This is a genomic window from Dermatophilus congolensis, from assembly GCF_900187045.1.
GTDB classification, from domain to species: Bacteria; Actinomycetota; Actinomycetes; order Actinomycetales; family Dermatophilaceae; genus Dermatophilus; species Dermatophilus congolensis.
This window is the reverse complement of record NZ_LT906453.1, coordinates 13,376-39,678: the sequence shown is the minus strand read 5'-3', so window position 1 is coordinate 39,678 and position 26,303 is coordinate 13,376. Positions and strand designations below refer to the sequence as shown.

Sequence of the window (26,303 nt, the reverse complement as noted above, 5' to 3'; positions counted from 1 at the left end):
GAGGCCTTCGACGAATCGTCGAAGGCCTCCAGAGCGTGCGAGGTGTTTAGCGGCCGGAGAAGGTTTCTCCAGGGCGGACTTTCTCTCCGCCAAGCTCAGAAACAGTGACCAGCTTGAAGCCCTTTTCGGTGAGCTTCTGCACGATCTCAGGTACTGCTTGAACAGTCGAGTCGTGAATGTCATGCATGAGGATCACAGCGCCTGGACGTGCGCTGTTGACTGCGCTTTCCACAGTTTTTGCGGTGCTGCGGGTTTTCCAGTCTTGGGTGTCAACGTTCCAGAGAATGATCGGTATCTTCACGGCGCGGGTGTCTTTGTTGTAGGCACCGTACGGTGGGCGGAAGGTCTTAGGGGCTTGCCCAGTGATGCGTTTGATCGTCTCGGTTGTAGTTTCGATTTCCCGGCGTTGTTCCTCAGGGGTCAGCTTCGTGAGAAGTTTGTGGTCCAAGGTGTGGTTGCCCAGTTCATGCCCTTCGGCAGCCATGCGTTTGAGTGCGTCAGGGTGTAGTGGTGCGTGCTCGCCGAGGATGAAGAACGTGCCTTTGGCTTGGTGAGCATCAAGGGCATCAAGGACCTTGTGTGTTCCGGGACCAGGGCCATCATCAAAGGTCAGGGCGACACACTTTTCGACGTTGCAGTCTGTTTTGGGGGCGGGGGCTGCGGTGGTGGCTGGTGCGGCAGGTTTGCTTCCTGCTGGCTCAGTGAACCCAGGGGCGCCTTGGAGTGAGGCTTTGCGGGCTGCTTGACCGAGCGGGGTGAGTTTGGAGGTGGGGTCTCCTTGAAGGGTGACTTCGAAACGTCCCTCAGAGTATGAGGTGACCATTCCTTGAGAAACGATAATGTGCAGGTCACCAGCGGGAGTGAAGCTTGTTCCGGCGATCACGGCTTCCGTGTGCTGGGGGTCTGGCCCGTTGGCGGCAGCGCCTGTTTTCTTAATTGCCTCGATAATGCGTTTGCGGACTTCCGTTTGACCTTCGGGGGTCAGAAGGGCTGGTCCTTGCTGAGGTTGGTTGTTGGCGGAGTCAACCCATACCGTTCGACTTTCCGTTGAGCCGGAGGCCCCGGAGAAAGTATATGTTTCAAGCTGTATGCCGACGGTGGTCCCTGAGGCTGCGAGGAGCCTCCAGTTTTGGGTGAGTTCTGGGGCTGCGACGCCTCCTTTGGCTGGATTGTCGGAGCGGAAAGTTTCTGCGGTTTGCTCGGCTTGTTTAGATATCCAGTCGTTAAATGGTTTGTAAGTATTAAGTTGCGGATATTTCACAGATATTGGGCGATTAGGGTCATCATCTGCTACTTGTGCTGCAGAAAGTCCCGGAATAGTTTTTTCCGTCTGTTCTTTGTGAGCTTTTTCTTCGTCAATGCGCTTGGCGATGTCTGCTGTTACTCCAGCCTGTGGCTGTGCTGATTCTTCTGCAGGCTCTGATCCGCAAGCCGCTAATGTCAATGTCAGTGTCGCGGCGAGCAGGACACTGAGGTGCTTCGCCCGAATTCTTTTTGCTCTCGTCACGAATGCAATGATGCCCCGCGCTGCTTGTGTGGTGGTCCAGGGCAGTGGGGGGAGCGCAAGGCCTGCATGTCTCGCGATGTGGTTGGTGTGGGTGCTGTTTTTCAAGCCTAAGAAAAAACTCCCTTTTGACTGCGGAAGCAGTAGTCGCACCACATGCGTGCAGACATCACGGTGACCTCGAAAAACATTGCAAGTGCAGGGATCTGGCAAAATTATTGAATGTCGTAGAAAACTCTTCCAGTCGCCTGCGGCTTGCCTTTGCCTCGCGTGTGGCCATGCCTGCGATGTGGTGACCACCCATGTGGGACTACCACTTTTTCAGCGGTCACTCAACCACCCTTGTATCCTTTCAAAAGGCATCGAAACCGTTTCATGTGAACGGCTCTCGGAACATCAGGACCTGCGCTACAGGTCACCCTCACAGCAATGGCCGGTCAGGCGGACAGCTGGCTTGGCCGCAACGCAGCCGTGCATACGGCATGACTGCAGCACCACCGCTGACTTCCGTTCCACGAACCTTCGAAGCCTGACAACGCCGAAACCAGCTGAGCCTTCTTCACGGCTCGACGGTCACCCCGCATGTCACTCGCATCCGCCTCCCGGAAGCGAATCGTCGACGTAGCGCCCGGCAACGCGAGCCCGCAGAAGGCTCACCCACAAAACCACAACACGGCGACACCGATTCAGGGCGAACATGCGCAGCGCCGCACGCAAAACATCCGTGACCGAGCGCTACTGGATCTGGCCGCCACACAACGAATACATACCTAAACCATCGCTAACCCAAAGGACCTAGTCCCCATGACAAACGCCAAGCCACCACAGGCAGCTACCTCAACAGCCACCGGACGATCCCGCACCGTACTCATCGTGACCGTGCTGACAATCGCGATACCCCTCGTTCTTTCCGCCCACGGAATCGCCCTCGTTGGCATCCAAGCTCTCAACTTCCCTGTTGAAATAGCCATCGCTATGGCCATCTTCTGCGAGCTTGCTTTCGTTGTCGCAGCGCTGTCCGCGCGTGAAGCCATCGCCACCGGCCGCTGTGCACGCAATGACCTCATTGCAACCTGGGCTATCGCCCTGGGCACAGGTATTTTCTCCGCCCTTCACGAAATCTTCACCACCGCAGCGCCCAAAGCTACCTCCATCACGGTGTTCCTAGCTATCGCAGTCCGATTCGCTGCGCCACTGATCGCCGCCTGGCTATGGCACAACCACGTCCTTGCCGACGCCGAAGAGCGCGCAGCATGGCCCTGGGCTGACCGCATCCGCCATAACGCCACCCTGGACGTGGCAGTAGCTGCAAGGCAGGCCGCCGCATCTGCAACCAACCGTGAACGCGTCAAAGCTAGCGCCCGCCTGGAGGCCATCTACCTACGCCTTTGCCGGAGTCAACCCAACTTGGATCAAGCAGCACTCGCATCCGCGATGCGCCAGGTCGCAGCTGTTGACTCACTACCTGCCTTGGCCACGACCAAACATGCCTCCTTCGCCCCTAACGAAGACGCTGAAAATACACCCCAAACAGCCCCTCAGCTGGCACTCGCAGGTTCTGGCTGGGTGCCACAGTTTGTCGTTGCGGACAGCGACAAAGAAATCAGCACCGTCGCTGCAAAAGTTCTCGATCTGTACGGCGATGCCGCGACAGGTCGTCACGTCCAGGAAGCTATGTCGCACCTAGGCCACCATGTCGCTGACCGCACTGCTCGCCGTTGGCTGTCGCGCGCTCGCCAAGACGCCAGCCAACAAGCCGCCGAATGCACCACGAGCAGCTCTGTTTCCTAAAAAGCACATCGGATGCACCTACAGAGCAGTGAGATCGTGCAATACCACCATGGCCACATGTTCTGACCGCTGGCCGGTTGTGATGACGTGACCGGCCACCACCTAATTGACAGAAGACTGCCCGACGTCATCGTGCTGATCTGCACCAGAATGTGGCTGCTAGCTAGCCGCTAACTTCGCCACCGATGAAGACATCCACATCCCTGCTGCGGTAAGCACACCGATCAATCCCAGCGGAACAAGTGTCAAAGCGGTTGTCGAGACCCCCGCACCCGTTCCCAATGCCCCAGCTAGCGGGTAAGTGAATAAAAAACATGCATGAGACAGCGAGAACTGAGCCGCAAACACAGCGGCTCGGTTCTCATCCGTGCTGTTCCTACGCAGGATTCGTGCCGAGGGTGTAAGCACAGCCGAGGTGGCGGCACCCATCAGCGTCCACACCAGTAGAAGTGCACCCCATTGGGCAGAATGAGTCGTCCAAGCGATCGCATCCGCGGCGGCGATCAAAAGCAGAAGTAGTGAGATGCCTCCAGCAAGCATGATGCTGCGATCTGTGAGGCGGTTGATCAGCTTCGGTATGCTAAGTGCGATCAACATGGAACCGCCTCCATACGCTGCCAGAAGCACCGCAACATCGTGCTGTGGTCTACCAAGTTCGGCTCGCACCAGAACGACAGTGTTGACGATCACCAAGGGCGTGACTGCGGCAACAACAAGATTCATCCCTATCAGGCCACGCAATTCAGCAGTTGACCAGAAGAGCCGCCACCCATGAGTGAGTCTGTCGTGAAATTTCTCTATCGATGAGGGTGCAGTGGCAGGAATGTGAGTTGTTATGACCAACCCAGCAGAGGCAATGAACCCAACAAACGTGCCAAAAAACAGATTATGAAAACCAGTGATGGTCAGCAGTGCTGCAGCCAGTATCGGGCTGATCAGTGATTCCAGGTCATAGGCGAGACGAGAGAGTGAAAGCGCTTGGGTGTACTCATTCTCATCAGGCAAGACTGCGGGGATCGTGGCCGAGAAAGTGGGGGTGAATGCGGCCGAAGCTGATTGAAGCAAGAAGATCAAGATGTAGATCTGCCATGCTTCAGTGACGAAAGGCAGGCAGAGAGCTACTGCGGCTCGGGTGATCTCTGCCCCAATGAGAACAGGCTTGCGGGGAAGACGAGAAACGAAGGCGGTAGCGATGGGTGAAACGAACACGTAGGCACCCATTTTGATTGTCATGGCGGTGCCCATGATGAGGCCAGCGTTACCGCCGCCAATGTCGAAAGCTAGTAGGCCTAGCGCGACCGTGAGCAGTCCAGTGCCGACTAATGCGATGACGTGGGCGCTGAAAAGCTTCGCGTAGGTGCGGTGGGTGAGGACGCGCAGCATGGGGTGAGTCGTTCGCTGAGGTGATGTATGTGGGCTACTCGGCGGGGGAGTGGTGGTGCCGTGGTGTTTGGCCGTTGGCGGTGGCGTGTTCGGCTTGTTTGACAGCTTCGATAACCAGGGCGAGAGCGTGCTCGTCTGTGAGTCGGTAGCGCACGCTGGTGCCTTCATGACGAGTGGTGACGATGCGGGCCATACGCATGCGAGCTAAGTGTTGAGAAACGCCGGAGGGTTTTTTGTCAACGATTTCGGCCAGAGAGTTAACGGAGAGCTCTTCGGCGGCGCGCAGGGCCAGGATGATTTTGATTCGGGTGGGGTCAGAAAGCAGGCGGAAGACTTCAGCTGCTAGATCAACGTATTCCGATGAGGGAGAGAGTCCGCAAACCTTATTATCTGCATTCATACGCAGATAATAACAAAATGCCACTCAGGGGTTCTTGCTCGCTGCATGCATCTCGCGCATGAAGGGGTGCCTAGCTCAAAGTTGAGTCGAGTATGCGCAAGTTTTCGGTGTGGCAGTTGACAACCTTCAACTCAAGTTTCAAAGTTGAGTGTGTAGCAATCAATCCGAAGCAGGTGCTTGACCTGCCAGGGCGGAGTGCCTCTCGTTCGGGTCCGTCTTTCATTAACCCGAGCAACAACGCCGGTACGAACCTCTCTCGCGCAGAGATGGCTACGTCCCCGAGCAGGTGGCATTCCGCCAACGCAACAAGCAGCCACCGGGTTGCCGCTGGCCCTTAAGGCCACCGCCCAACGTGAAGGAGCGCCAACACATGGCACGTGCAGTAGGTATTGACCTTGGAACCACCAACTCGGCCGTCTCTATCCTCGATGGCGACGAACCCACCGTCATTGCTAACGCTGAAGGCGGCCGCACCACCCCGTCCGTCGTTGCGTTCTCCAAGAACGGCGAAATCCTCGTCGGTGAAATCGCCAAACGTCAGGCCGTCACCAACGTCGACCGCACCATCCGCTCTGTCAAGCGCCACATGGGCACCGACTGGACCACCGAAATCGACGGCAAAAAATACACGCCCCAGGAAATCAGCGCCCGCACCCTCCAGAAGCTCAAGCGCGACGCTGAGGCCTACCTCGGCGACACTGTCACCGACGCAGTGATCACCGTCCCGGCATACTTCGACGACGCCGAACGCCAGGCAACCAAAGAAGCCGGTGAAATCGCGGGCCTCAACGTCCTGCGCATCGTCAACGAGCCCACCGCCGCCGCTCTGGCCTACGGCCTGGACAAGGGCAAAGAAGACGAACTCATCCTCGTCTTCGACCTCGGTGGCGGAACCTTTGACGTCTCCCTCCTCGAAGTCGGCAAAGACCCCGAAGATGGCTTCTCCACCATCCAGGTCCGCGCCACCCACGGTGACAACAAGCTCGGTGGCGACGACTGGGACGACCGCATCGTCCAGCACCTGCTCACCACGGTGAAAAACAACACCGGCATCGACCTTGCCACCGACAAGATCGCCATGCAGCGTCTGCGTGACGCCGCCGAGCAGGCCAAGAAAGAACTCTCCAGCGCCACCACCACCAGCATCTCGCTCCAGTACCTCTCCATGAGCGAGAACGGCCCCATCCACCTGGACGAAACGCTCTCCCGTACCCAGTTCGAGCAGATGACCGCCGACCTCATTGAGCGCACCAAGGCGCCGTTCCACCAGGTCATCAAGGATGCAGGGATCTCCGTAGGCGACATCGCTCACGTCGTGCTCGTTGGCGGTTCCACCCGTATGCCAGCCGTCACCCAGGTCGTCAAGGAGCTCACCGGCGGCAAAGAGCCCAACAAGGGCGTCAACCCAGACGAGGTTGTCGCCATGGGAGCCTCCCTGCAGGCCGGTGTCCTCAAGGGTGAGCGCAAAGACGTTCTTCTCATTGACGTCACGCCGCTGTCCCTGGGTATCGAGACCAAGGGTGGCCTGATGACCAAGCTCATCGAGCGCAACACCGCCATCCCCACCAAACGCTCCGAAACCTTCACCACTGCTGAAGACAACCAGCCCTCGGTGCTAATCCAGGTGTTCCAGGGAGAGCGCGAACTCGCTAGCGCGAACAAGTCTCTGGGCACCTTCGAGCTCACCGGCATCGCCCCAGCGCCCCGTGGCGTCCCGCAGATCGAGGTCACCTTCGACATCGACGCCAATGGCATCGTGAACGTCTCCGCTAAAGACCGCGGCACGGGCAAAGAGCAGTCCATGACGATCTCCGGTGGCTCGGCTCTTCCGCAGGAAGAAATCGACCGCATGGTCAAGGAAGCTGAAGCGCACGCCGAAGAAGACAAGAAGCGCCGCGAATCCGCTGAGGCCCGTAACACGGCTGAACAACTCGTCTACTCCACGGAGAAGTTCCTCGCCGACAATGGTGAGAAAGTTCCTGCCGAGACGAAAGCCCCGGTCGAAGAAGCAGTTAAGGACCTCAAGGAAGCTCTCGCGAAGACCGGTGACGACGAAGTCTCCCCTGAAGAGCTCAACACCAAGGTCACCAAACTGAACGAGGTTTCTCAGGCGATGGGCGCAGCAATGTACGCGGCTACCCAGGCCGAGGGCGCACAGGCCGGTAACGCTGGTGCGGCAGGTAACGCTGGTGCTGGTGCAGGTTCCGCCACGGGCGCCAAGGCCAAGGCAGACGACGACGTCGTTGACGCCGAGGTCGTCGAAGACGACAAGAAGTGACCTGCTAGTCGCCGACCGAATGTAACCTCTGGGGCCGCCGCAACACGCGGCGGCCCCAGAGCCGCACCGGGTATCACCCAACGCCAAGCGATGCCCTACAACCACAAACGGCGTGCAGCAGCAGTAGTTTTTCCTCAACAGGAGGCGATGGAACGTGTCGCAGGAACAGCCGCAAGACAACGAGTTCGGCGCATACCAAGCCCGCCACAGCGCACCCGAACAAGGAACTGAGTTCGCTCCAGGGCCGACATCACCGGTCTCCGGGCCAGGGGGGCAAGCCGCCGCCCGCGCCGCCTACGAAGGCGCCCAAAAAAACCGTCCCGACACGGCTATCCCTGAAGAAGAACACGTTGTGGCTCCAGAGCCCGCCGAGCAAACCAGTGAAGAAACCGTGGAGCAGGCAAGCGAAGAAACAACCGCCGAGCAGCCAGAGTCTGACCAAGCGCAAGCCATGGATGACTCCCCTGAAGGCCTCGCTGTCGCGTTCGAAAACGAAACTAGCGAACGCGAACAGGAACTCATCGACCAGCTACAGCGCGTAAGCGCCTCATACACCAACCTCGAAAACGAGTACCACGCCTACGTGCGGCGCTCGAAACGCGACCTTGAAGAAGCAGCCCAGCGTGGCACCAGCAAAGTCCTCGAAGGGCTACTTCCAGTTCTTGACGAGATCGGTCTCGCCCGAGCTCACGGTGACCTCGAAACTGGCCCACTGGCGAAAATCGCAGAAAAACTCGAAACCTCCTTGTTCAAACAAGGCGTAGAACGATTCGGGGTTGAAGGAGACGTCTTCGACCCCACCGTTCACCAAGCCATTTCGCACGACGTTCGGGAATTGCCCGAAGGTGTCACCGACACCACTGTCGTGCAGGTCATGCAGCCCGGATACCGCATCGGTGAGCGGGTAGTACGCCCAGCAATAGTGGGTGTCGCTGACCCGAAGTGACTGGGATACCCCAGCGCTGATCGTCGTCCGCGCCGCCCTCGTGTAGTGGCGCCCGCCACGGCGCCTCACACAGCAGCTTCGGGCACAACTCACCCGACACAGAACGTTAAGGAGGGAACATGGCCAGTCAAGACTGGTTGGACAAGGATTTCTACGCTGTCCTCGGTGTGAAACCGGGCGCGGACGACAAAGAGATCAAAAAGCAGTACCGCAAAATGGCGCGTGAGTATCACCCCGATACCCACAAAAACGACCCTGTCGCCGAGGCCAAATTCAAAGAAATCGGCGAAGCATACGCGGTGCTCTCCGACGCTGAACAACGTCGTCAATATGACGCCATCCGCGCCATGGGGGGCGGTGGCCCCCGTTTCACAGCTGGCGGCCCCGGCGGTATGCCAGGAGGGGGAGCAGGATTCGACGATCTGCTCGGTGGCCTGTTCGGTAATGCGGGAGGTTTTGGCGGGGCGCGTCGCACCGCTGGAGCAGCACCCAACCTCGAAGATCTTCTGGGCATGTTCGGTCAACAAGGCTCAGGCACAGGCAACATGGGTTTCGGTACTGCTGGGACACGTCCACCCAAAGGACGTGATGTGCACGCCACCGCCACACTGAGTTTCAAACAAGCCGTTAACGGTGACACGGTTGTTGTTAACGGAGTCAGCGGTAAACCAATCACCGCGCGCATTCCGGCCGGGGTCAAAGACGGAGCGACCATCCGATTGCGCGGTAAAGGGGAATCCTCACCCATGGCAGGGGGAGAAGCAGGTGACATTCTCCTCAAAGTGACCGTGAAACCGCACCCGGTGTTCCGGCTCGAAGGTAACGACCTCGTCGTTGATGTTCCCGTTACTTTCGCAGAGGCCGCACTAGGGGCCACGATCTCTGTTCCAACTCTTGGCGGCAACCCCGTGAAGTTGAAACTGCCTGCCGGAACCCCCAGTGGGCGTTCTTTGCGCGTGCGGGGCAGGGGAGTGCCAACTAAAGGAACTCCGGGTGACTTGCGAGCACGCATCCAGGTGACGGTGCCGCAGCGGCTCACAGATGAAGCACGTGCAGCTATTGAAGCCCTGCGCGCTCAGGAAAGCGACTTCGATCCCAGGGCGGAGCTGCTCACTCGGGCGCGAGGTGAGTGAAAGTGCCCGCCGTGAACCCCTCATCGTTTTCCCCTGATGATGACACTCCTGTGTTCGTGATCTCCGTGGCTGCGCAGCTGGCGGGAATGCACGCCCAAACTCTGCGCCAGTATGACCGGCTTGGATTGGTCGTACCTGCACGTACACGCGGGGGAGGGCGACGTTATTCAGCACGGAATGTGATGGAGTTACGGGAGATTCAGCGGCTTTCACAAGATGAAGGCGTGAGCTTGTCAGGGATTCGGTACATCCTGGCGCTGAAAAACCGTATTGAAGAGCTCAATGCCACGGTCGAGGAGCTGCGCCGCGAGGTTGAGCAGGCACGGGAGCGCCGTGATCAGGCCAGGCGGGTTTTCGCGGCAGCCAGCAGCGGTGATGTTGTTGCGGTGCGGGCTGGGCAACGCCCGCGCCGCAACGTTGCTTCACGTGCTCTCGTGGTGTGGGATCCGCGGCGTGTTCCCAGCCGCTGAGGTCGCTTCCGGAGCTCCAACAATGCTGCGGTACAACTTTTGAGTGACCATTTCCATGGGGCCGTGGCGAAAATGAAGTAGCCAGTAGTGAGCCATCACAAGCATGAGCGCGCTGATGCCTATCCACGCTGCGACTGTGACTGGCAGTCGCCACTGCGGATCCATCGCCCCCACGTTCAGGCCCCATCCGTAGAAAAGCGCTGAAGCAACGAGATTTTGCAGCATGTATGCGCTGAGGGAGACGCGCCCGAGTGCGGCTAGAGAGCGGGATATTCCAGAGCTGAGTGAATGTGCGGTGCTGACGATCAGTGCGAACATTCCTACAGCTACTACTGGTGCAGTGCCGTAGCGGGTGAGGACGTTCAAGGCGGGGGATGACAGGGATAGGGCCAGGTCAATCGGCGCAGTGATGAGACCGATGATGATTAATCGCCGGCGCAGCTGTGTGGCTTTTTCGGTGAGTATTCCTGATTGGTATAGGCGGTGGCCGAGCAGGAACATCGCGATGCTCATCGGAAGAATGAAAACTGGTTCAATCCGGAACATAAATGCTGAATCAATGCGAAGAAGCACCAGGTCACACCAGGAGCCATCGCGGTAAGGGTTGCCTCCAGAGGCAGCGGGGGTGCTCTGGGTGTTCATGGAGGCCATGAGGGCCATCGATGCTACGAGAACGAGCAAAGCGTGCACAGCTAGTGCGCATGTGAACCATGCTTTTCGGGTGCGTTCGCTGAAGGTAATAACCCAGGCGGCAATACCGCCGGTCACTGCGTACCCCATAAGAATGTCGAATTCGACTACGAGTAGGTAGTGCAGGATTCCGTCGAGGAACAGGATGCACATGCGCCATTGATAGGGCCCAGGCCAGGTGTGGCCACGCCGGGATGCGCTTTCTGCTTGAAGTGCCAGGCCGATGCCAAAAAGAAGCGTCAGGAGTCCTAGGAATTTTCCGTTGGGCAGAGCTTGAAGAATGGCTTCGATTGTTTGCTGCCAGGGGGCGGCATTGCTGCTGGTGGGGGAGTCGAAGTAGCCGAGTAGGCCGCTGGGGTGGGAGAAGATCCATATGTTGGTGGCCAGAGTGCCACAGATCGCGATACCGCGGGCGATGTCCAGGGCGGCATAGCGAGGCTTAGGTGAGAACATGGCTTTTTTATCACAGATGAGATAAAAAAGATCTGGTGTGCAGGTGATAGACAAGGAACGTGCCCAAAATCGTCGACGTCATCCACAGGCGAGAGCGCATTGCTGACGCCGTTTTCGCCCTTATTGAGCGAGGCGGAGTGGAGGCAGCGTCATTACGTAACGTCGCAACCGAAGCTGGACTTAACGTTGGATCAGTGCGTCATTACATAGAAGGCCATGAAGGGATGCTCATTGAATCCCTCCAGGTCATGGGGGAACGCATCAAGAAACGCATTTGGGCACGAGTAGAGGATTTCCAAAAAGAACAGCTGAAAAACACAAAAGATTCGCTCAAAGCTGAGCGAGCCATCGCTACTTCACCTGCATTCCGAGACATGGCCGTGGATGTCTTAGAAGAACTGCTGCCGCTGGACGCCACGCGGCGTCGTGAAGTTGCCGTGTGGCTAGCTTTGAGTGAGCGCTCTCGAACTCAAAAGTCTTTGCGGACACAAGCCCAAGAAATGATCGAAGGGGCAAGGATGGTGACGCGCCCCTTAGTGGAGTATGCGCGTGTCCCTGAGGCTGAACTGCGTGCCGAATGTCTTGCGGTGGCGGTAGATGGCTTAGCGGTGGCTTTGCTCTACGGCCCAGAGCGACTCAATGCCAAGACAGTGCGAGAAATAATGCGCAGACATGTTGATACAGCGCTAGACGTGCGATAAGTGCTGTTGAGCGGTGAATCTACGAAAAGCACAGAACCTTTGCCGAGTAAACCTCAGAAGCGAACTCCTTGACCAGAGTGGAGATGTCCCGTGATGATGAATGAATCGCCATATGGCCAGCATTGATGGTGACCACTTCCATAAAAGGGTGCTGTGTCATGAGTTTGAGCAGACGCTGGTGGCTTTCACTGTGTAGCCCGGTTCGGCAATGGATCGTCAATGACGGGCACGGCAGCTTCTCGTAGAGGTCGACTGAGGGGAACACTTCATCGGCGAGGGTGAAGGTGTACAGCGCCAGGATCTCCTCGATACTGGCCGCTGTCCGGAATGTTCCATCAGGGTGTAGGCGGATAGTGCGGTCGATATCGGCGCGCATCGCATCCTCATTGAACCCCTTGAGAGTCCAGTCTTTCCGGTACCGATCCAGCTGTTTTTCTGCCCATGCCTCGACGTGTTGCTTGCTGGGCAGTTTGGTGTCTAGAGCGAACCTGGTGTTCAGGCCAGCATGGAATTCGGGGTCAGTGATAGTGCTGTAGGTCTTTATTACTTCACGGCGAGTCAGTGTTGCTGCTGCGTCAACACCAATGACCGAGGTGAACAAGTCTGGGCGTTTAATAGCGGCGACGCAGGCTAGGAACGCTCCCATGTCATGGCCCAGAAGAATCGCAGGGCCGAGGTTGAAGTAGTAGCTGATGGTTTCGAGGTCATGCCACGCGGTGCAAGCGGGTAGGTGCACGGCGGTGGAATGACCGTGGCGGCGCAGGTCAAAGCTGTAGACGTGGAATTGGTCAGTGAGTAGCTCAGCTAGTGGTGTCCATAGTTCTAGGCTCCAGCCGGGGGTGTGCACGAGGATGAGTGGCTGGCCAACACCACCGTGGTCTCTGACGGCGAGGACGCCGGTGTCCACGGGTATTTCGATGTCCTGTGGCGACATGGGAGTCTTCCTTCGCAGTCCGTCTGAGCCCAATGCTGGGGTATCGACGATATGCGCAAAAATGAAGAGAACATGCCTGCGGGGTGTCTAGGGGCGTGTCGCGGCTCACTGATGGGTGTTGAACATGCGCAGAGATTGGGCTGTAGAGGCGGCGATTTCGCTCAAGGTAGCGATGTCTTGACGGGTTTCGGTCGCCGCTGTTGACCCCGCGGATGCACGATCAGCGACCTGAGAAACGGTCTGGGCAATACCGCTGGCTCCGGTAGCAGCCTCCTGGACCGAACGTCGCATCTCTGTGGTGGTGGCGGTCTGCTCTTCCACAGCCGAGGCAATTGTCGATTGGGTTTCATTGATGCGGGCAATGATTTCGCCGATGCTGGTCAGCGCTGCCGAGGTCGCTTCAGCATCTCCTTGAATGCCCAGGATCCGTTCGGAGATGTCGTCGGAGGCCGCCGCGGACTGGGAAGCCAGTTCTTTGACCTCGTTGGCCACGACGGCGAAGCCTTTGCCTGCTTCTCCGGCGCGGGCGGCTTCGATGGTGGCGTTGAGGGCCAGCAGGTTGGTTTGCTCAGCGATCGACGTGATGGTTTTCATGACTTCGCCGATACGGGCAGAGGACTCAGAAAGTTTTTCAACGATGCTCACCGCGCCCTGGGCAGAGGTGACCGCCTCGGAAGCCACTTCAGAGGCGCGGGTGGCTGCAGTGGCGATCTCGCGAATAGAGACATTCATCTCTTCAGTGCCAGTGGCGACGGTGTTGACGTTGTCGCTCAACTGAGTGGCGGTACCGGCGGCGTCTTCTGCAGCTGAGCTGGTCGCTGCGGAGGTGGTAGCAAACCGGTCTGCGCTGGTATCGAGTTCAGCTGCTGTGGCTGCTATGCGGTCAATATCGCTGGTGATGAGGTTTAAAGAGGTAGTTAACGCAGCTTGGCGGGTGTTGAAGTGGTGGGCCAGAGCGCGGGTGGTGTCAGTGCCTTCGGGGGTGAGAGTGAGGTTGAGATCGTGAGGTTCTGCGCTGGTGAGCGCAGTGGTGTAGCGGTTCAGCGGTGCTGCGGTGCGGGTGTGCCATAGGCGCACGAGAGCAATCAGGGTGATGAGGCACACGATTGCGCAGGCAATCGCGGGGATGGCGGCCCAGCTCTTGACCCAGGTGGTTTCGCTAGCAGTTGGGACGATGGGATCTGAAGCCGCAGCTGGGGCAGTAGTGGTGCTGGCGCTGGTGATGGCCTTTTTGAGGGGGGTGGTGATGGCCTCGGAGGCGTTGCGGTAGTCGCGGCCCAATACGACGGTGGCTGCGAGTTCTCGTTTGGCGGTAGCGGTGAGTTCTTTATCTGCGGGGATCAGTTGGTATTCGGCGACCCGGACAGGCATTTGGGTTTCGGGGACGTTGTCTGCTTCCAGGCGTAGTCGCATGGAGCGGATATCGGCGATAGTGAGTTTTTTGTGTGCCTCAGCTGCGGTAGCGGCTGCAGCGGCCAGAGGGGGGGCAGTCTTGGTTGAGCGCAAGGATTCGAGGGTGGTGTCGATGGTGCGTGAGTTCTCGCTGATGGCGAAGTAATCGGTAAGCCATGCGCGGTCGCCAGTGGTGGCGAATCCTCGTGCGTCAGCGGTCAGGGCACGCATTGTGTCCAAGATGGTGGCGGCGTTGCTGATTCCTGTTGTTGTTTCTGGGGAAGTCCCCGAGGAGCTGGTAGCTGCGGTCGTGGGGGTGCCGTCGTCCTGGGTAGGGGTGCCGGTGTTGAGCAGTAGCGCGGCAATGGCCAAAAGAGTAAGTGCGGTCAGTGTCAGGGTCGCCAAATATCCAGTTCTGATGAGGGTGGATTGTTTCATGACGACCTTTCCCCGCGATGTGACATAGCTTTCCCCTGCTGCTCTCATCGGGCGAGCATGTTTGTACCTGAGTAGATTTCGTTGTTACGGCGGGGCAGCCGGTCATAGATCTAGGGATAACAAGGTGCTGTTCGCCTTCGGCGTGGCTGAATAACTTTTTCCTGTGTACACAAGATGTGCGGCGGCCGCGATAGTCTGGATGTGACACCGCGTGTGCTCATGACCGCCGCGCGGACCAAACACGAAGGACATGACATGGCAGTCATTACCGCAGTCGTCACGACAGCGACCGCAGTTGTTGTCGTTGCCGCCGCGCCGCGCCCCGAGCCGGTGCCGGTTCGTGTGGAATCACGTCGCTCTAGCTGAGCCGTGCACTAGTTCATCCGCCCGAAGGGCCCTGTCCGTCACGGACAGGGCCCTTCGTATATGTACAAGCTTATTGACGAGAGAAAACCGGGAATCAGTGGCCGGTAGAGGTGTTGATCTCGCTGCGGTCACCAGACCACAACGTATGGAACGAAGCCTCACCGCCATCAATGCGGCGGTAGGTGTGTGCCCCGAAGTAGTCACGCAACCCCTGAGTGAGCGCAGCATTGAGGCGAGGGGAACGGACCTGGTCGTAATAGGCCAGGGCAGAGCTGAACCCAGGAATAGGCACGCCAGCGCTCGCGGCAGTTGCGACAACTCGGCGCCACGCGTCCTGGTTTTTGGCCAGGCCAGCGGCGATAGAGGGAGCTTCGAGCAAAGTGATGAGATTGTTCGCGGCGTACTCATCGGAGATGCGTTGGAGTAGCGCGGCACGGATGATGCACCCGGCTCGCCAAATCGAAGCAACCGCAGCCACGTCGATCTGCCACCCGTATTCGCGGGCAGCGGTGCGGATTTCGTCGAGGCCTTGGGCGTAAGCGATGACTTTGGCGCTCCATAGGGCGTCCCGGATGTCATTGATGAAAGCTTCTCGATCCAGGTCGGCAGGCAAAGTGCGGTCCGGGCCTTCCAAAGCTGCCTGTGCATGCTCACGCAGCTCACCGTGACTGGAGATAGCGCGAGCAAACACGGCTTCGCTGATGGAGTTGACCGGCGTGCCCAGGTTCAGAGCGGACTGGACAGTCCACGTGCCGGTGCCTTTCATCCCGGCGGCGTCAACGATCAGATCCACCAGGGGCGTGCCCGTTTTCGGGTCTTTGTGTCGCAGCACCTCGGAGGTGATCTCAACGAGGTAAGAGTCCAGGTCGCCGCAGTTCCACGAGGCGAAAGTGTCGGCCATTTCATCGGCGGACAGGCCCAGGGCTTTGAGGAGTTCGTAGGCTTCGCCGATGAACTGCATGTCGGCATATTCGATGCCGTTGTGCACCATTTTCACGAAGTGGCCAGCCCCGTCAGCACCGATGTAGGTACAGCATGGCTGCCCATCAACTTTGGCGGAGATGTCTTCAAGGATGGGGCCCATGAGTGCGTAGCTGGAAGCTGGGCCACCAGGCATGATCGAAGGGCCTTCAAGGGCACCGACTTCACCACCGGAGATCCCCGCACCAATGAAACGGAACCCGGCATCGGCGAGCTTTTTCTCACGGCGGCGGGTGTCTTTAAAAAAGGCATTACCGCCATCAACAACGATGTCGTCTTTGTCCAGCAGGGGTATCAACTCGTCAATGACGGCGTCCGTGCCTCGCCCAGCCTGCACCATGATCACGATCCGTCGTGGGCTGGTCAGTGAAGAAACGAACTCTTCCAAGGTCTGGGCGGCCACGAAGGTGCCCTCGTGGCCGTATTCACGAACAACCTCGTCGGTCTTGGCCAAGGTGCGGTTATAAATAGCGACCGCGTAGCCGTGGCGAGCCATGTTGCGGGCCAGGCTGCTGCCCATGACTGCCATACCGATGACGCCGACCTCGGCTTTGCCATCTGGCGTGAGCCCCTGCGCGGATCCGCCGGTGCAGGTGGTGGGGGCGTCAGTCATCGAGTTCTCCTTGCTGATGGTCGTGTTCAAGAGCGAACAAGGCTATGAGGAGTATGAGACGTGCGGAAGTGTGGGTGAGCAAGGCCCACCTGAGCGGCCAGCACACAGACAGGCTGCCACTGCAGTTGGTGCCTGTGAAGAATCTCTCAACATCTCCTCAAAGCTGTCCCACCGGGATCTACAGCCCGAATGCATCTTTACTCTCAGAATCAAGAAACCTCTCACAGGTTCAACAAAAGCTTGACGTGCAAACACGCAGCGGTCTGGTCAGTGAAGGATGCGGACAGATGGACAAAACCCGCCCGTTAAAAACGCCAATCGCCCGGCGCTCTGTCCTGAAATGGTCAGCGATCGCTGGGGGTGGAGTCGCCCTGATGAGCGGGTGCGCACGCCCGCAGGCCCCCGCCAGCCCTGCCCCCATCCCAGACGAAGCTAAAGGCGTAGCAGTCAACGGCCGTACTGTCTGGTCAGCGTGCGTAATTAACTGCGGTTCGCGCTGCCCTCTGCGGCTGCAAGTAGAGAACGGAACGGTGGTGCGGGTTCTGCCCGACAACACCGGCGACGACTCACTACTCAACCGGCAGATCCGGGCCTGCGTACGCGGACGCAACATGCGCCAGCGCATCTACAACCCCGACCGCATCAAAAAACCCCTTAAACGTGTCGGCAAGCGCGGCGAAGGCAAATGGCAAGAAATCTCCTGGAACGAAGCCTTTGACCTTTTCGCCAAGAAGCTGAAGCACACCATCGACACCTACGGCAACGAAGCAATCTTCAAAACCTACGGATCGGGTACATGGAACGCCCACCTCGGTTACTCCGGCGGGTGGCCGCGCCTGTTCAACCTGCTTGGCGGGCACCTGGGCTATTACGCCAACTACAGCTACGGCAACCTCAACTCGGCCTCGATCTTCCAATTCGGTAACACCGATGAGCAGATGTCGAACTCCTTCGAAGACGCAGCCACACATTCGCGGCTGCTCGTGCTGTGGGGCAACAACCCCCAAGAAACCCGCATGTCTGGAGGCGGAAACACCTACACCTCACTCTTGGCCAAGAAAAAGGGACTCAAAGTAATCCTCGTGGATCCCCGCTACTCCGACTCCGGGACCGTCCTGGCTGATCAGTGGATCGCCCCTCGCCCAGGCACCGACGCCGCCCTCGTGGCCGGGATGGCACACGTGATGATCACCGAGAAGCTTCACGACAAAGAATTCCTTGACACCTACTGCCAAGGCTTCGACGAAGACCACATGCCCGAAGGCATCCCCGAAGGAAACTCCTACGAGAGCTACATCCTGGGCAAAGGGCCAGACAAAACCCCCAAAACCCCAGCCTGGGCCGCGAAAATCACCGGCGTCCCCGAACAGACCATCATCGCGTTCGCTCGGGAAGTCGCCACCACCAAACCAACCAACATCACCCAAGGCTGGGGACCTCAACGCCACGCCAACGGCGAGAACCAAGCCCGCGCCATCTACACCCTTGCCGCCATGATTGGCCAGGTCGGCATCCCCGGCGGCGGTACCGGCGGACGCGAAGGCTACTACTGGCCCGTCACGAAGTGGTTCCCCGACGGCGACAACCCCGTCAAAACCTCAATCAGCTTCTACAGCTGGACCGATGCCATCACCCGCGGTACCGAAATGACTGCCATCTCAGATGGCGTACGCGGCGGTGAACGCCTGAAATCGAACATTAAGTTCATCCTGTCCTACGGCGGCAACATGCTCGCCAGCCAACACGGCGACATCAACCGCACCAAAAAAATCCTTACCGACGAGTCACTTGCAGAGTTCATCTGCGTTGTTGATAACCAGATGACGGCCTCGGCGCACCTGGCCGACCTCGTCCTGCCAGACACCACCACAGCAGAACGTTGGGACCTTGTTCCCAGCGAATACACCGGCGACATGGCCTACCTGATCATGGCGGAGAAAGCCATCGAGCCACTCTTTGACTCCAAACCCGCCTACGAAATGTGCACCGAGATCGCTAAGCGGATGGGCATCGAAAAACAATTCACCGAGGGCCGCACCCTCGAAGAATGGGCTCGGCACATGCAAGCCGAAACAGTCAAAGAACACCCCGACTTCCCTGACTTCGACACCCTCCGTAAGAAAGGCGTACACCGCTACCACAACCCCGAGGGCATGACCGTAGCGCTCAAAGACTTCCGCGAAGACCCCGAAAAAAACAAACTTCCCACCCCATCAGGGAAAATCGAGATCTTCTCCACCCAACTATGGGAAATGGCGAAAACCTGGACTTTCCCCGAGCCGCGACTGCCCGGCGACATCATCACCGCCATCCCAATGCACATCGACACCTGGGAGGGCGCGACCGCCGCGAAGACAGACAAGCGCTACCCGCTTCAAGTCATCGGTCACCACTTCAAAGGCCGCACCCACTCCACCTACGGAAACCTCGCCAACAACCGCGAAGCCCACCCACAGAAAGCGTGGATGAACCCGCTGGATGCAGCCGAGCGCGGCATCAAAACCGATGACCGCATCGCAGTGTGGAACGACCGCGGAAAAATCACCCTCCGCGTCATGGTGACCCCACGGATCATGCCCGGCGTCCTCAGCGTTCCCCAAGGCGCTTGGCTGGAACGCGGACCAGACGGAACCGACCACGGCGGCGCCGTCAACGTCCTGACCAGCATGCACCGTACCCCCTACGCCAAAGGCAACGCCCAGCACACAGTGCTGGCCCAAGTCGCTAAAGCCACCGATGCGCCAGCACAAGCCGGTGCACCATCGCCGCGCTACGGCGCCCCCGTCTAAAACCGCAGCACTGAAAGAAAAAGAGGCCTCTCATGCAGGGATTCGCGTTCGACCAGAGCGCCTGCAACGGCTGCAAGGCGTGCCAAATCGCTTGCAAAGACAAACACAGCCTGCCCATAGGCGTGAAATGGCGACGAGTTGTGGAATACACCGGGGGAAGCTGGTCCAGACAAGGCGAAACGCTCACCCCTAACGTGTTCTCCTACTACACCTCAATTTCGTGCAACCACTGCGCCGACCCGATCTGCGTTGAAGTCTGCCCAACCACTGCCATGACAGTGCGCCAAGACGGCATCGTCTACGTCGAAGCAAGCAAATGCGTCGGCTGCCGATACTGCGAATGGGCCTGCCCCTACTCGGCGCCCCAGTTCAACGCCGAAAGCGGCCACATGAGCAAATGCGACGGCTGCTACGACTACCGCCAAGCAGGCAAAGACCCCGCCTGCGTGGCAGCCTGCCCATCCCGAGCATTGGCATGGGGAGAAATCAGCGAACTGAAAAAGAAATTCGGGCCAGGCATGGCCACCGCGCCCCTGCCCGACCCCTCGACCACCCGCCCCAACCTCGTTGTCAAACCTCACAAGAACGCGCAGGAATGGAACGCCGGAACCGGTGAGATAGCCAACCTCGAGGAGATCTGAACCGATGAACATGCACGAACTGCCCATGATCACGTTCACCGTCCTGGCACAGATGTCCGTGGGCGCGTTCATCGTGCTCGGCGTGATCAACACCGTTGCCCGGCTACGCGGCTACGACACCCACGCAGTCGAAGAAATCAGCGATCCAGCCGTACTAGCTGTCGGAGCAACTCTGCTCCTTGGGCTAGGAGCCTCCATGTTCCACATGAACGACGTATTCCACGTCTTCAATGTGTTCCGACACCTAGAAACATCGTGGCTGAGCCGAGAAATCGTCTCGGGCATGCTATTCGCCGGCACAGGCTTCCTCTACACAGCCTGCCAACTTTTCCGAATCGGGTCAGCCGCAGTACGGCAAGTGCTCGCATTCGTTGCCGCGACCTGTGGGGTGCTGCTCATCATTTCGATGAGCATGGTTTATATCTCTTTGCCCACGGTTCCGGTATGGGCCACATGGTTGACGTTCGCTCAATTCGCTACAACAACACTGCTGTTGGGTGCCTTCGCTATCGGTACCGCATTCGTTACGGTCACGATGCTGCGTCGCCGCGGAATGTATAGCAGCCCCATGGTGACTCGCCTGGAAGAGATTTCCCGCACACGGGCCCACCTGTCAATCGTTGAACGCCTCGGCGGCAAAGCCACTTCCGAAGCAGGCACTCGCCTCATTCTCAGCTGCCTGCGTGGCATCGCTGTCGCCGGGATCGTGCTACTCGTTCTACAAATCGCTTGGTACGTGCTTATCTTCACGCACCTATTGACAGTTGAACCCACACAGATCGCTCTGAACAGCGCACAGGCCTATACCGGAGCAGCAGCCATCGTCCGATTCACGATGACTGTTCTAGGGGCAGGGCTGCTCGGACTGTTCCTTTTCCGCCTGGCAGACCCCAAGACAGGAACTTATTCATCAGGAGGAGACACTCTCACCTCGAAAGCACAGCTCCAATGGGGGCACACTGAGCAGGTTGCACTGGTCATGACTGTCGCGTTCGTCCTCGTGTTCGTTGCCGAGTTCATCGCCCGATCGCAGTTCTACACCTCGATGTTCCGGGTCGGGATATGAATCCCCCGACACCGCTACCCTGGCCAGCCCTCGGCTCAGACACCCCCACAGGGCCGCTGCCCGCCCCACCTGCCTTTGAGAACCTGATCCAGCTCGCCGCCACAGCAACACCCCTATCTCGCTGGTTCCTGGCACCAGCTGGCGCTGACGTTCTGGAGAACCTCCACGCCGAAGACCTCCCACACACCTGGCCACTACCGCCTACAGACGCATCAAGCCAGGCAGCACTACACGACCTCGCCGGTCCGCATGACGTAGACGCCGTAGCCGCCGATCACCAGCGCCTGTTCGTTGGCCCGGGACGTATGGAAGCCGCCTCTTACGAATCAGTACACACATCTGCCGAAGGGTTGCTGTTCGAACCAGAAACCCTCGATGTGCGCGCCTGGTATCAGCACTATGGGCTCAGCGCACCCCGACAAGGCAAAGAACCCGATGACCACATCGGCCTCGAACTAGAGTTCCTCGCGACCCTAGCCACATGGGCATCAGACTGCCTAGAAGAAGGTGACACCCAGTCCGCAGCCATCTACGCTCAAGGCGCTCGCCAATTCACCGCCACCCACCTGCTGCCGTGGGCTCCAGACTTTTGTGCACTAGTGCGCGCCCGCGCCCACACCACCTTTTACCGAGCAGTGGCCGCTGCCACCGCTGCACTCCTGGACGCAGCCCCAGCCCTCCTACAGCCCAGCAGGCCACTGTGATGCCAACCCTGCACACCACCCCGCAAGCTCCTGCTGCTGCGACGACAGAACTCGGTGCAGTACGACAGTGGCTACAAAGCAGATCAGCCGGAATTGAAGTGGTGCTGATATGTGCAGAACATCCACACCCGCACGACACCGCATATGCGGTTACCCGTGCCCGCCCAGAAGCGGTTGTCATCCGGGCACCAGGATGCCTAGCCCACGTGCGCCGCAGCCAGGTGGTGCACATCCTGGCCGATGGCGCAGCCGGCGTGCGCCTGCTCATCGACGGATGCACTCGCCCTGACCAAGTGCATGCACGAATGAATGACCTCCTGGCCCTCATGCGTGACACAAACACCACCTCGCCCGAAACAGAGCAGAAAATTCCAGGCACACCTTTGCTCCAGGTGTGGACATCACTGCCACCTGCCACCAGCCGCCCCACCCCGCCGATACCGCTGCTCGAAGGCAAATCCATGCCGGTCTCGCGCCGCACCCTCGTTGGCGCACCAGCCCAGAGCGCTCTGCCCCACCCACAAGCATCCGAGCACAACGACCTCATCACCGCTCTTATGAACTTGCATGAAACCACCGGGCAGCGACTGCCCGACGCCGCGGCCGCGGCCGCCACCGCTGCCCCAGCAGTGATGCTGGCGGCTCCCGGATGCAATGCGTGCGGCACCTGCGTACGAACCTGCCCGGAAAAAGCCCTAGACCTGCAGGTTGTTGGCGAGGGAACCGCAGTGTTGACCGAGAGCATCGGGGCCTGCTCTGGATGCCGTCACTGCGTCCAGGCCTGCCCATCCCACGTGCTCACGGTGCGTCGGCACGCCCGCTGGAGTGATCAACTACGGGGAGGAGTCCTGCCCGTTGCCCAACAGGCAGTGACTGCGTGCGTGCGTTGCTGCGCCCCCACGCCTATCGATGCAGGTGGACTCTGCCAGGTGTGCGCCTATCGAAGAAAAAATCCTTTCGGATCAACGCTGCCCGCACACCTCACCCAGTGACAGCCTCCTCACTCGTGCTCCAGGCCAAAAGCGCGTCGCCCGAGCGCAGTGAGCTGATCGGCGGTGAACCTGCCAGACCAATTCGTTTCGTAATGCTCGGCCGGGAAATCACGTGGTGAACGACCAGCAAGAAAATCGCGGTAGGTATGGCGGGCATAGATGATGTTTTTCTCGCACAGCGGGGCAGCAGGAATGTACATGACGTTGCCCCAACCAACTTGGTTTTGCACTGCAGCGACAGAGTGGATGAGGTCAGCGTGCCACCACACCGAATCCCCAGCACGCAGATCAGGGATAGGAGTCAACGCGGCATGAAGCTCCGGATGCCACTTTTGAAGAACAGCCAAAACCATGCGGGGTTCAACACCACAGAGCTCGTCATCAGCAACATCTGGCAACAGCGCCCGCAACAAGACACTGCCCAACGCCTCAGGAATAGGCACAGTGTGGAGTACACCCTGGTCATTGCGCATGTCAGATAGAGCTGTCCACCCCTGGAAAGTGCGGAACACTGAGCATTTAGTGGTGCCGCCTTCATATTCGTGTATCTGTGTCCGGTGGGCAGCGTTCCACGGGTCGTAATTCTCAGGATGACCGCTGTACAGGTCGGCATACACCCGCCGGTAGGCAGGCAGCAGCCAACGTTCAAGCGATCCGGAATCACAGTGGGCGCCCAAGCCGCCGTTATCAGTGCCAGGAGCACGGCGACGGATGCGATCGGGATAGATGATGCTGCAGTCCGGATCGAACCATCGTGTCCCCGCAGACTCGTAGGTCCACAAGCGGTTGAGGAACGACTGGGCAGTGGCCATGCGCTCGCACTGACGCGCCTGCATTTGCGGAACAGACCAGTAGATGGGGTATATCGCAGGTTTAGAGGCAGAGGTATTCCCGAAAAAGTTGTCTCCAGCGCCGCGGTAGATGCCAGCGAAATTATTGGAGTCGACATATTCCTCGAGCTGGGCATCCCAGTCCAGAGCTTGCTCTGGGGAGAAATGGCCGCGTATGACAAGGCAGCCACGCGCGTGGATCAGTGCACGTTCGGCATTACTGACTGTTCCAGTAGCGATCTGGCTGTACGTCAGTTCAGGCCATACCGGTTTCCCGGCGTCCCGCGCAGCAATGATCTCTTCCAAGCCAGGGCGTAGGTGAGCCATCATCGCGGCGTACGCGGCCTGCGGATCGCCGATTTCAGCGCAGATGACGTGTTTCGCAGCCCGGATTGCTGCCTTGACATCGGTGGGAGCTGCCGAAGCAGGTATTGGTGGCAGGTCGTTGATGGTGTCGGTCATTACGTGCCTTTCCCTACCGGGCCGGCCACTGTAAGGGCGGTGGTCGTGACCCCATCTCCACCGACACGGCACTGCACTCGAAACAATTTTGATTTCAAGCGAAAGTTTATGCTTCTGCTATGGAGCGAACAAGAGGCACAACGGCCTCCGCATCCCGAGGCCTTGATGGACGCCGTGACCGCGCACTAGACATCGTCACCCAACGAGGCCGTATCGAAGTCGGAGAACTCGCAGCACTCCTGGGCGTCAGCCAAGTCACCGTCCGCAAAGACCTCGACGAACTCACCCGACAAGGCCTACTATGCCGCGAACACGGAGCCGCCGTCGCCAACGCCGGCGACGACATACGAGCCCGCCTCGCCTCCGGTTTCACAGTGAAATCCCGAATCGCGCGAGCCGCAGCACAGACCGTCCCCGACGGCGAAACTATTTTGGTCGAATCAGGATCCACCGCAGCGCTATTCGCCGAAGAACTCTGTGCTGCAGACCGTGACATCACCATCATCACCAACTCCACCTTCATCGCCGACTTCGTCCGCGACACCACCGCACCCCACATCATCGTCCTCGGCGGCGAATACCAAACCCGCTCCCAAGTGATGGTGGGTCCACTCGTCGCTGCAGCAGCACGAAACTTCCACGTCACCTCATGCTTCATTGGCATCGACGGATTCGATACAGGTCGCGGCTTTTGCGGCCGCGACATCGCCCGCGCCGAAGCAGTACGCGCCATGGCAGCCCAAGCCGAAGAAATCGTCGTCCTCACCGACTCCAGCAAATTCGGAACACGCGCACCAATTCACCTATGCTCACCCACTGCCGTCGGACGCGTCTTCACTGACGCCAACATCAGCGAAGAAGCACTCGCCGAACTGTGCTCCTGCGGCGTAGACGTCACCACCGTCCCCGCCGAACACAACGACTGACCCTCCAACAGCACACCCACAACCACCACAACTCAACTTTCGAGCGTGCCCCACCCAACCACGCAGGTAACTCCTGGGCTGGATAGTTACCCCCACCTAGATCCGCCAGTAACCAACCAGCCAGAGCACTCAAAAAGCTGGAGTTATGGTGGGGGATGACCCAAACCGTTTTTGAGCTTGACCCGGCGGCACAAGACCTTCTGTTCCGCCAAGCTCGCACCCCCAACGCATTCACCGACCAGCCAGTCACCGACGAACAACTCCGCCAGGTTTATGAGCTGGCAAAATGGGGCCCCACCTCCATGAACCTGCAGCCCCTGCGCGTTATGGCAGTACGTTCCCCACAACGTCGGGACGCACTGGTTGAGCACATGTCTGGCGGCAACAAAGAAAAAACACGAACCGCGCCGCTAACGCTCATCTTCGCCGCCGACCTAGACTTCCACGAACACGCGCCCGAACAATTCCCCGCCTACAAAGACGCTCACACCATGTTTGAAAAACTCGGGCGTCAAGGAAGAATCCCCACAGCTCACATGAACGCCACCTTGTCGATCGCCTACTGGATCGTGGCGTTGCGCGCTGCCGGGCTAGCCGTGGCCCCAATGACAGGCGCGGACTTCCCCTCCATCGCAAAAGAATTCTTCCCAGACGAGCGGGTAGAACCACTCATCGTCGCCAACGTCGGCTACCCCGAAACATCCTCATACCACCCACGAAACAAGCGCCTGGCGTTCGAAGAGGTCCTCAGCTCTGTCTGAACAAAAGCACAACAACGGCGCCAAGAAACGGCCGCGGGTCTGCGATGTTGCTCATGAAGGTCGGTACTGTGGTCGCGATCGCCCACCTCACGTTCGCGGATATGTCGTTTGTCCGCTCAGCCCCGCAAGGAGACACGTATGGCAGTACTCGGTTCGGTTCTCATGTTTCTGGCCCTTGGCATCGCTGGTTTTTGCCTGTGGGCTGCCTCAGGTGAGACAGCACCCGCCGTGACCGTTGACCTGTTCAGCAACACGTTGTCAATCACCCCGGCCACCATGTTTGTTCTCGGCGCTATCGCGATGCTGCTCATGATGTTGGGCGTATGGATGGCGTTTTTTGCAACCAAGCGCCGCTATCAGTCGCATCGTGAGCGTCGCCAAATGGAACGTCGCGAGCGTGAACAAGCAGCTGAGCTGGCCGAGACACGCGCCCATCTTGATGAGCACGAAGAGCGCGCCGCCACAGGCTCCCAGCCGCGAGTGGAGCCGCCTGTTGCTCAGGAGCACCCAGGCCGTTTGGGGAACCCGGACAGCGACGGAGAGCAGCTGCCTCCCACTCGATAACACCACACGCACCATGTGCCCTAGTGGAGCCCGCCTCGAACATTTGAGGCGGGCTCCACTGCATCCACGGGGTAAGCAAGATGGAATAGGCGAAA

General features: G+C 59.0%; 22 protein-coding genes. 14 read left to right on the top strand and 8 right to left on the bottom strand.

Annotation, left to right across the window (positions count from 1 at the left end):
- Positions 1 to 46: 46 nt before the first annotated feature.
- Positions 47 to 1,612 carry a polysaccharide deacetylase family protein gene (locus tag CKV89_RS00160; RefSeq protein ID WP_051277252.1) on the bottom strand — a complete coding sequence of 522 codons (1,566 nt, stop codon included), beginning with the start codon at positions 1,610 to 1,612 and terminating at the stop codon, positions 47 to 49.
- Positions 1,613 to 2,308: 696 nt separating this feature from the next.
- Between CKV89_RS00160 and CKV89_RS00155 the strand changes: the two genes are divergently transcribed.
- Positions 2,309 to 3,295 (top strand): hypothetical protein, encoded by a 987-nt coding sequence (locus CKV89_RS00155; protein WP_028326816.1) that lies wholly within the window; start codon positions 2,309 to 2,311, stop codon positions 3,293 to 3,295.
- A 159-nt stretch (positions 3,296 to 3,454) separates the two neighbouring features.
- On the opposite strand, the gene CKV89_RS00150 is transcribed toward CKV89_RS00155, so the two are convergent.
- Positions 3,455 to 4,678 carry an MFS transporter gene (locus CKV89_RS00150; RefSeq protein WP_034400462.1) on the bottom strand — a complete coding sequence of 408 codons (1,224 nt, stop codon included), beginning with the start codon at positions 4,676 to 4,678 and terminating at the stop codon, positions 3,455 to 3,457.
- A gap of 34 nt (positions 4,679 to 4,712) precedes the next feature.
- Positions 4,713 to 5,078 (bottom strand): ArsR/SmtB family transcription factor, encoded by a 366-nt coding sequence (locus CKV89_RS00145; RefSeq protein ID WP_028326815.1) that lies wholly within the window; start codon positions 5,076 to 5,078, stop codon positions 4,713 to 4,715.
- A gap of 370 nt (positions 5,079 to 5,448) precedes the next feature.
- On the opposite strand from CKV89_RS00145, the gene dnaK reads away from it, so the two are divergent.
- From dnaK to CKV89_RS00125, 4 genes are all read left to right on the top strand, one after another.
- Complete coding sequence (gene dnaK, locus CKV89_RS00140; protein WP_028326814.1) at positions 5,449 to 7,356, top strand: molecular chaperone DnaK; 1,908 nt, start codon at positions 5,449 to 5,451, stop codon at positions 7,354 to 7,356.
- Between the two features lie 154 nt (positions 7,357 to 7,510).
- Entirely contained in the window at positions 7,511 to 8,302 is a 792-nt protein-coding gene (grpE, locus tag CKV89_RS12095; RefSeq protein WP_051277250.1) for a nucleotide exchange factor GrpE, read from the top strand.
- A 119-nt stretch (positions 8,303 to 8,421) separates the two neighbouring features.
- A complete protein-coding gene (locus CKV89_RS00130) occupies positions 8,422 to 9,435 on the top strand; it encodes a DnaJ C-terminal domain-containing protein (RefSeq protein ID WP_028326813.1) in 1,014 nt (337 codons plus the stop codon).
- Between the two features lie 11 nt (positions 9,436 to 9,446).
- On the top strand, positions 9,447 to 9,905 hold the full coding sequence (locus CKV89_RS00125; protein WP_084440943.1) for a heat shock protein transcriptional repressor HspR: 459 nt from the start codon (positions 9,447 to 9,449) through the stop codon (positions 9,903 to 9,905).
- Here the strand turns inward: CKV89_RS00125 and CKV89_RS00120 are convergent.
- The gene (locus tag CKV89_RS00120; protein ID WP_231935400.1) at positions 9,858 to 11,102 is read right to left on the bottom strand and encodes a DUF418 domain-containing protein; all 1,245 of its coding nucleotides are present in this window, start codon (positions 11,100 to 11,102) and stop codon (positions 9,858 to 9,860) included. The genes CKV89_RS00125 and CKV89_RS00120 overlap by 48 nt on opposite strands.
- Positions 11,103 to 11,107: 5 nt before the next feature.
- Here CKV89_RS00120 and CKV89_RS00115 point away from each other — a divergent pair, with 5 nt between their 5' ends.
- A complete protein-coding gene (locus tag CKV89_RS00115; protein WP_028326812.1) occupies positions 11,108 to 11,749 on the top strand; it encodes a TetR/AcrR family transcriptional regulator in 642 nt (213 codons plus the stop codon).
- 19 nt (positions 11,750 to 11,768) lie between these two features.
- On the opposite strand, the gene CKV89_RS00110 is transcribed toward CKV89_RS00115, so the two are convergent.
- From CKV89_RS00110 to gndA, 3 genes are all read right to left on the bottom strand, one after another.
- The gene (locus CKV89_RS00110; RefSeq protein ID WP_028326811.1) at positions 11,769 to 12,683 is read right to left on the bottom strand and encodes an alpha/beta fold hydrolase; all 915 of its coding nucleotides are present in this window, start codon (positions 12,681 to 12,683) and stop codon (positions 11,769 to 11,771) included.
- Between the two features lie 105 nt (positions 12,684 to 12,788).
- Positions 12,789 to 14,513 (bottom strand): methyl-accepting chemotaxis protein, encoded by a 1,725-nt coding sequence (locus CKV89_RS00105; protein WP_051277248.1) that lies wholly within the window; start codon positions 14,511 to 14,513, stop codon positions 12,789 to 12,791.
- Positions 14,514 to 14,973: 460 nt separating this feature from the next.
- The gene (gene gndA, locus CKV89_RS00100; protein WP_084440892.1) at positions 14,974 to 16,473 is read right to left on the bottom strand and encodes an NADP-dependent phosphogluconate dehydrogenase; all 1,500 of its coding nucleotides are present in this window, start codon (positions 16,471 to 16,473) and stop codon (positions 14,974 to 14,976) included.
- A 374-nt stretch (positions 16,474 to 16,847) separates the two neighbouring features.
- Between gndA and CKV89_RS00095 the strand changes: the two genes are divergently transcribed.
- From CKV89_RS00095 to CKV89_RS00075, 5 genes are read left to right on the top strand one after another with little or no spacing between them, the layout of a single operon-like run.
- Positions 16,848 to 19,262, top strand: a complete 2,415-nt coding sequence (locus CKV89_RS00095) for a DMSO/selenate family reductase complex A subunit (RefSeq protein WP_231935399.1) — start codon at positions 16,848 to 16,850, stop codon at positions 19,260 to 19,262.
- Between the two features lie 32 nt (positions 19,263 to 19,294).
- Positions 19,295 to 19,903 (top strand): DMSO/selenate family reductase complex B subunit, encoded by a 609-nt coding sequence (locus CKV89_RS00090; RefSeq protein WP_028326808.1) that lies wholly within the window; start codon positions 19,295 to 19,297, stop codon positions 19,901 to 19,903.
- 4 nt (positions 19,904 to 19,907) lie between these two features.
- Positions 19,908 to 20,969 carry a dimethyl sulfoxide reductase anchor subunit family protein gene (locus CKV89_RS00085; RefSeq protein ID WP_051277246.1) on the top strand — a complete coding sequence of 354 codons (1,062 nt, stop codon included), beginning with the start codon at positions 19,908 to 19,910 and terminating at the stop codon, positions 20,967 to 20,969.
- Positions 20,966 to 21,673: a TorD/DmsD family molecular chaperone gene (locus tag CKV89_RS00080; protein ID WP_051277244.1), complete on the top strand. Its 708-nt coding sequence runs from the start codon at positions 20,966 to 20,968 to the stop codon at positions 21,671 to 21,673. The genes CKV89_RS00085 and CKV89_RS00080 overlap by 4 nt, the downstream gene beginning before the upstream one ends.
- Positions 21,673 to 22,665 (top strand): 4Fe-4S dicluster domain-containing protein, encoded by a 993-nt coding sequence (locus CKV89_RS00075; protein ID WP_028326807.1) that lies wholly within the window; start codon positions 21,673 to 21,675, stop codon positions 22,663 to 22,665. Before CKV89_RS00080 ends, CKV89_RS00075 begins: the two co-directional genes overlap by 1 nt.
- An 8-nt stretch (positions 22,666 to 22,673) precedes the next feature.
- Here the strand turns inward: CKV89_RS00075 and CKV89_RS00070 are convergent, their stop codons facing one another.
- Positions 22,674 to 23,957, bottom strand: a complete 1,284-nt coding sequence (locus CKV89_RS00070) for a YbiU family protein (RefSeq protein ID WP_051277242.1) — start codon at positions 23,955 to 23,957, stop codon at positions 22,674 to 22,676.
- Between the two features lie 119 nt (positions 23,958 to 24,076).
- On the opposite strand from CKV89_RS00070, the gene CKV89_RS00065 reads away from it, so the two are divergent.
- From CKV89_RS00065 to CKV89_RS00055, 3 genes are all read left to right on the top strand, one after another.
- Entirely contained in the window at positions 24,077 to 24,883 is an 807-nt protein-coding gene (locus CKV89_RS00065; protein WP_051277240.1) for a DeoR/GlpR family DNA-binding transcription regulator, read from the top strand.
- A 155-nt stretch (positions 24,884 to 25,038) separates the two neighbouring features.
- Positions 25,039 to 25,644, top strand: a complete 606-nt coding sequence (locus CKV89_RS00060; protein ID WP_028326804.1) for a malonic semialdehyde reductase — start codon at positions 25,039 to 25,041, stop codon at positions 25,642 to 25,644.
- 138 nt (positions 25,645 to 25,782) lie between these two features.
- Complete coding sequence (locus CKV89_RS00055) at positions 25,783 to 26,208, top strand: DUF1049 domain-containing protein (RefSeq protein WP_028326803.1); 426 nt, start codon at positions 25,783 to 25,785, stop codon at positions 26,206 to 26,208.
- Positions 26,209 to 26,303: the final 95 nt, after the last annotated feature.

Coding starts and splice junctions, on each gene's coding strand:
- CKV89_RS00155 (WP_028326816.1), top strand. CDS start 2,309: ATGACAAACGCCAAGCCACCACAGGCAGCTACCTCAACAGCCACCGGA.
- CKV89_RS00150 (WP_034400462.1), bottom strand. CDS start 4,678: ATGCTGCGCGTCCTCACCCACCGCACCTACGCGAAGCTTTTCAGCGCC.
- CKV89_RS00145 (WP_028326815.1), bottom strand. CDS start 5,078: ATGAATGCAGATAATAAGGTTTGCGGACTCTCTCCCTCATCGGAATAC.
- dnaK (WP_028326814.1), top strand. CDS start 5,449: ATGGCACGTGCAGTAGGTATTGACCTTGGAACCACCAACTCGGCCGTC.
- CKV89_RS00130 (WP_028326813.1), top strand. CDS start 8,422: ATGGCCAGTCAAGACTGGTTGGACAAGGATTTCTACGCTGTCCTCGGT.
- CKV89_RS00110 (WP_028326811.1), bottom strand. CDS start 12,683: ATGTCGCCACAGGACATCGAAATACCCGTGGACACCGGCGTCCTCGCC.
- CKV89_RS00105 (WP_051277248.1), bottom strand. CDS start 14,513: ATGAAACAATCCACCCTCATCAGAACTGGATATTTGGCGACCCTGACA.
- gndA (WP_084440892.1), bottom strand. CDS start 16,473: ATGACTGACGCCCCCACCACCTGCACCGGCGGATCCGCGCAGGGGCTC.
- CKV89_RS00095 (WP_231935399.1), top strand. CDS start 16,848: ATGAGCGGGTGCGCACGCCCGCAGGCCCCCGCCAGCCCTGCCCCCATC.
- CKV89_RS00090 (WP_028326808.1), top strand. CDS start 19,295: ATGCAGGGATTCGCGTTCGACCAGAGCGCCTGCAACGGCTGCAAGGCG.
- CKV89_RS00085 (WP_051277246.1), top strand. CDS start 19,908: ATGAACATGCACGAACTGCCCATGATCACGTTCACCGTCCTGGCACAG.
- CKV89_RS00080 (WP_051277244.1), top strand. CDS start 20,966: ATGAATCCCCCGACACCGCTACCCTGGCCAGCCCTCGGCTCAGACACC.
- CKV89_RS00075 (WP_028326807.1), top strand. CDS start 21,673: ATGCCAACCCTGCACACCACCCCGCAAGCTCCTGCTGCTGCGACGACA.
- CKV89_RS00070 (WP_051277242.1), bottom strand. CDS start 23,957: ATGACCGACACCATCAACGACCTGCCACCAATACCTGCTTCGGCAGCT.
- CKV89_RS00065 (WP_051277240.1), top strand. CDS start 24,077: ATGGAGCGAACAAGAGGCACAACGGCCTCCGCATCCCGAGGCCTTGAT.
- CKV89_RS00060 (WP_028326804.1), top strand. CDS start 25,039: ATGACCCAAACCGTTTTTGAGCTTGACCCGGCGGCACAAGACCTTCTG.
- CKV89_RS00055 (WP_028326803.1), top strand. CDS start 25,783: ATGGCAGTACTCGGTTCGGTTCTCATGTTTCTGGCCCTTGGCATCGCT.